Source organism: Microcystis sp. M53603_WE2, from assembly GCF_030065435.1.
The window spans coordinates 1-4,664 of sequence record NZ_JASJFF010001278.1; the positions used below are offsets into that span (position 1 = coordinate 1).

The 4,664-nt window shown below is 39.9% G+C and carries 5 protein-coding genes; 3 read left to right on the forward strand and 2 right to left on the reverse strand.

Features of this window, described 5'->3' with window-relative positions; all coding sequences use genetic code 11:
• Both PX481_RS26720 and PX481_RS26725 read right to left on the reverse strand, forming a co-directional pair.
• The coding region (locus PX481_RS26720; protein WP_288096956.1) for a HesB/IscA family protein at positions 1 to 290 on the reverse strand (290 nt) is incomplete at its 3' end.
• A 301-nt stretch (positions 291 to 591) separates the two neighbouring features.
• Positions 592 to 981 (reverse strand): DUF8738 domain-containing protein, encoded by a 390-nt coding sequence (locus PX481_RS26725; protein ID WP_002762657.1) that lies wholly within the window; start codon positions 979 to 981, stop codon positions 592 to 594.
• A gap of 295 nt (positions 982 to 1,276) precedes the next feature.
• Here PX481_RS26725 and PX481_RS26730 point away from each other — a divergent pair, with 295 nt between their 5' ends.
• The 3 genes from PX481_RS26730 (at position 1,277) to PX481_RS26740 (ending at position 4,447) form a co-directional block, all read left to right on the forward strand.
• Positions 1,277 to 1,618: a phage holin family protein gene (locus PX481_RS26730; RefSeq protein ID WP_002762655.1), complete on the forward strand. Its 342-nt coding sequence runs from the start codon at positions 1,277 to 1,279 to the stop codon at positions 1,616 to 1,618.
• Between the two features lie 739 nt (positions 1,619 to 2,357).
• On the forward strand, positions 2,358 to 3,104 hold the full coding sequence (locus tag PX481_RS26735; RefSeq protein ID WP_002762653.1) for a TRAFAC clade GTPase domain-containing protein: 747 nt from the start codon (positions 2,358 to 2,360) through the stop codon (positions 3,102 to 3,104).
• 254 nt (positions 3,105 to 3,358) lie between these two features.
• Positions 3,359 to 4,447, forward strand: coding sequence for a roadblock/LC7 domain-containing protein (locus PX481_RS26740; RefSeq protein WP_288096960.1), 1,089 nt, complete (start codon positions 3,359 to 3,361; stop codon positions 4,445 to 4,447).
• The last annotated feature ends 217 nt before the right edge of the window (positions 4,448 to 4,664 follow it).

Consider the following 4,664-nt stretch of genomic DNA (forward strand, 5'->3'; position numbering starts at 1 on the left):
CCGCCGATCATCGCGTTGCTGTAATCTAACATGAGACCGTAGAGATAGAGCAGACTTTTTTTATCAGAGACAATTTTGAAGCCATCGTAATCGAAAACCTCATCTTGGGGGCCAATATTGCTAGGATGCTCAAAATCCATCATATAGGACATTCCCGAACAACCACCCTGACGCACACCCACGCGCAGACATAAATCCTTGCCCTGTTGCTCTTTGAGCATGGTAAGGTGTTTGAGGGCAGCCTCACTGAGTAAAATTCCTTTTCCTTGAATCTGAGTAGCTTGTGTCATCTTTAGCAGGAACTCCTAAACGCAGTTGAAGGGGACATATAAAACTTTACCTTCTCCCATCCATCTTAACGATAGTTGAGGACTGATGACTGGATTACTGTTTACTTTTCCCAGTCTCGCAGGAGTTGTAGGGCAAAAAAAAGCAAAAAACTGGGATTATTAATTAAATAGGATTGCCAGAGACGACTAGATTCTTGAAACAAACCCTAGAGCCATTCTAAGCCGATTTTCATCACCCAACGGACAGGACAGCGCTGCTTTGAGGATGCCGAAAAAGCAGCCGGAAAAGAGCCAAAGAAATTTACTTTTCTAAGCGAAGATTAGCGCCGCTGCTATCGGTGCGATAAACCCAAGTTTTTTGGTTATCAGTCAGAATAATTCGCCATCCTTGCACCAGTGCTTGAGTACAGAATTCTCCCGGTTTAGCTAATCCTAAACAACCATCGGGCCAGGTTTGTGGTTGTGCTGCTTGAATTTGCAAGCGATTAACCGATATCTTGGTTTTCCGACTCAAATCTTGACGGGTGGCGGCGATAACCGAATTAGGTGGCTCAGGAGATGCTAAACTAGGTGGCGCTAAGAGGAGAGAAAGCAGACTCATTAGCATTAAAAAGCCAGTTGCTCCCTGAATAATTCTCGTTTTACCGATTGGTACTTGCTGGCTTTGGCTAAAATTTCTTCTAGATATCATCTTGAGTGCTGCCTCTTTCTGGGGGGTGATAGTCCGAGGGAATCTTCCTGTTTATTATCAGTGTCAGATCCCCCCGCCTATCGGCACCCCCCTTATCAAGGGGGGCAGGGGGGATCGAACCTAAAATCCATTTTTAATTTAATTATAACCAGCTACTTATGTTCCCGCTCTGGTTTTCGAGCAGCGGCAGCAGTCAATGTCGGTTTTCGCTGCCATCTCCCGAAAACTGTCGCCCCTTTAAGGGGCGATGGCGATTAAAATAGATGAGGATGAACTATCTTAGATGGATGGGCTTATGTTATCTTTTTTCCTCCGTTGGTTGATTACCGCCGTCTCTTTATTGATTACAGCGCGAATAGTACCCGGTATAGAAATTAAAGATTTTACCGTGGCTTTGATAGCTGCTGTCGCTTTGGGTTTAATTAATGCTATTATTAGACCCCTGTTGATTCTTTTTACCCTGCCTTTAACTATTTTGACCCTAGGGTTATTTATTTTTGTGGTTAATGCCATTTCCTTTTCTTTAGCCTCCTATTTTATCCGTGGCTTTGAGGTAAAATCATTTTTTGCTGCTTTATTCGGTTCGATCGTGGTTTCGATCATTTCAGGAGTTTTAAATGGCATTTTCGTTGACTAAAGTGGGCAATAATTCGGTTAATTAGTGAGCAATCCTCTGTTTAAAACAGCTTGGCTTAGTCTGATCTAGAGACGTTGATTATAACAACGTCTCTCTAGTTTTTGGTAAATAGCGATAGTTTTTATTTGAGAATCAGGGAATTAAATTGACAAAAAGATTGACAAAAATTATCGTTTGTGTTAAACAAGTTATATCGATCATTTACCAGAGGGCTTTAGGGTATGTTTATTATTTTATCTATGAGATCACTTAGAACTACACCCAGAAAATCTCTACGGATTTAAGTGGGTGGGTGGAATTAAATATAAGATGAACGTAGGTTGGGTTGAAGCATGAAACCCAACGCCCGCTCATGTTACGCTACCGCTAACCCATCCTACAAATAATTGTGCCTCCCTACTTACCGTGGCTTTTGTCGTTAAAAATCAGGAAAATTTAATCCCAAGATTTCCATCTCAAGCACCGAGAGCAAGTTCAATTACTATTAGAATAGTAACTTTGTGTGAAGATTTGGCTAACCGGGATGATCCGATCAGACAAAACAAATATAATCATCTTAATTAGATGACTAATAAGCTTTCTCGATCATCTTTCCAGACAGCATAACTACAAGAGTGTAGCAGGGGATTGTTGAGCTAAGGAGATTAACTAATCTCAAGTCAATTTTTCTTGTCTGTGTTTGCTTGAGAGACACAATCATCGCAGCAAAAGTTTTTTCATTCAATTTAGAGGTTTTAAAATGACTAACAATCAGGAAAATCTTAGCCAAGAAAACAAAATTTATACAGTTCTCAGTATCGGTCAAAGAGGAGCAGGAAAAACAGTTTTCCTAGCGGCATCTTATCAGACTTTCAAAAATCAAGCAACTTCGGGAAATCCGGCTAATATTGTCTTCAGATCTCAAGAGGAAGAAAGCGAAGAAGATATTGAAAAAATTCTCAATTATGTCGCTAGAACAGGTCAATATCCCCCCGCCACTTTAAAAATCAGTAACTTTGATTTTAGTTTAGAGAAAAAAAGCGGTGATCGCTCGGATAAAATAGCGACAATTCGCTGGTGGGATATACCGGGAGAAAGTTGTCAAATCTATAATTTAGCCTTTGTCAATATGGCTTTACAGGCTAATGCTTGTTTACTGTTTTTAGAAGCAGCAAGTTTATTAAATGATTCAGACAAGCATAATAATTACCTGAGAATTTTTCAAACCTTGATCGAGATAATTAACCATAATAAAACTAGGTTTAATTTAGGCATTATTATCAGCAAATGCGATCTAGTTGTCTCTGACCAAAAAAGCTGGCAAAACCTACAATTAAAAGTCAAAGAATTAGAGCAAAAACTGCGAGAGCAAAAAGTTAATCACCGTTTTTTTTACTCAACAGTTTTAATTGATTCCCAACAAGGCACGCTGCAAGCAAATCAAGCTTTAGACTCCCTATCTTGGTTATTGTCTCAAATCGATCAACAACTGGTAAACTTTTCCTAAACGACCAGCACTATATCCGAGCTATTTACAGAAAGATTAGTAAAAAAATCTCTCAAAAATCTGCTGACTGCCTTATAACAGTCATCTTAATGGTGAGGTGTGAAGTTTTCGTTTTGGGGAGTCGGCACCAAATTAGGTGACAGTTCATCTTGAGGAGAAATGCCGTCAAATATCTCCCCAAAAACTAGAAACAAGACACAATTGTGTGAAAATTATTTATAATAGCCCACAAAAGTGCTTAAAGGTTACAGATCATGTCCTTGCTCGTTGAACAACTGATTTATAGCAGTTTCTCACAACTGGGATTTAAATATATCGCTAGTGTCAATGTCCCCCTAGGGATTCAACAGTTTTTTTATCAACATATAGTCTCTCAGTTATGGGACACCTATAATCCTCCAGACAGGAAATTTAAAGGAGTCTATATCTATCAAATTGACTTCCATAACACCCTCTTTGGTTGGTTAATTAACGATGGTAAGGATGAATTTGATCGTGGGGACATCCCCTACTTTCATTGTTATTATTTACAGGAACTACTCGACTCGAAACAACTGTTTAAAATCCTTGCCTGTCTAGAAGCAGGTCCCCTAAAACGTATTGCCAGAGATGATGCTAAAATCTCCCTTGAACCCTTAACTTTAGCTGACAATTATCAGGCAAATGCCTTTGAATTAGGGATTAAACTTTCTAAAGATATTCGTCTGTTTAGCCAACGGCAACTGCGGGAAGGAAAACCTCTACAATGGTTTATCTCCTCGAAAGAAACCAAAGAACGACAACGACCACATCCCACCGATAATAACTATGATAACTCTAAAAATACCTTACCTAGGGAACCAAATTATAAGGTAGAAATTGCCAAAATCCTGCAAGAATTAGCCGAAAAACCGCTCGCTATTGAGGGGACCATGCTTGTTTCTCCCCAGGGTCAACCTTTGACTGATTCCATCGGCATGGAACACAATAGTGCTTTAATCTTAGCCGGAACAATGCTCTATCTTGCCAATAACACAAAAGAGGAATTAAGCTGGTCTGATCTGGAACAAATTGCTATTCGCAGTCCCCAGGGTCATCTGATCTTAACCCCTTGCAGTGACCAAGCTTTTCTTTTAGTGAAAACTGGCAAAACGATCACGGGATTGTTAGAGGGAGAAATCCAGAAAACTCGCTCAAAATTAGCAAAAATTCTCGCTATCTCTAACCCCACCCCCGAAACTCCTCTCTTAAATCCCACAGTTAATCCCCTCCTTGATTCCGTTGTAGAAGAATTCGAGATCGTCCTCGAAACCGAAGATAATAACAATGCAGATATTCGTTACCGGGGCAGACCAATTCAGTAATCAGTAATCAGTAATCAGCAATCAGGAGTCAGGAGATTATTTTTATTTAGGGCTGGCTGAATAAATCTAAAAACCTTGTTGGGTAAGACTTTTAGACCTTTTGTCAATCAAAAAGTACTGCATCTGGGAGTGATCGGGGGGAAATTTAGGCACTTTTTCCCTGAAAATTAGGTAATTGGCCACCTCAAAACTGGTAAAACCCCACACCCCACACCCC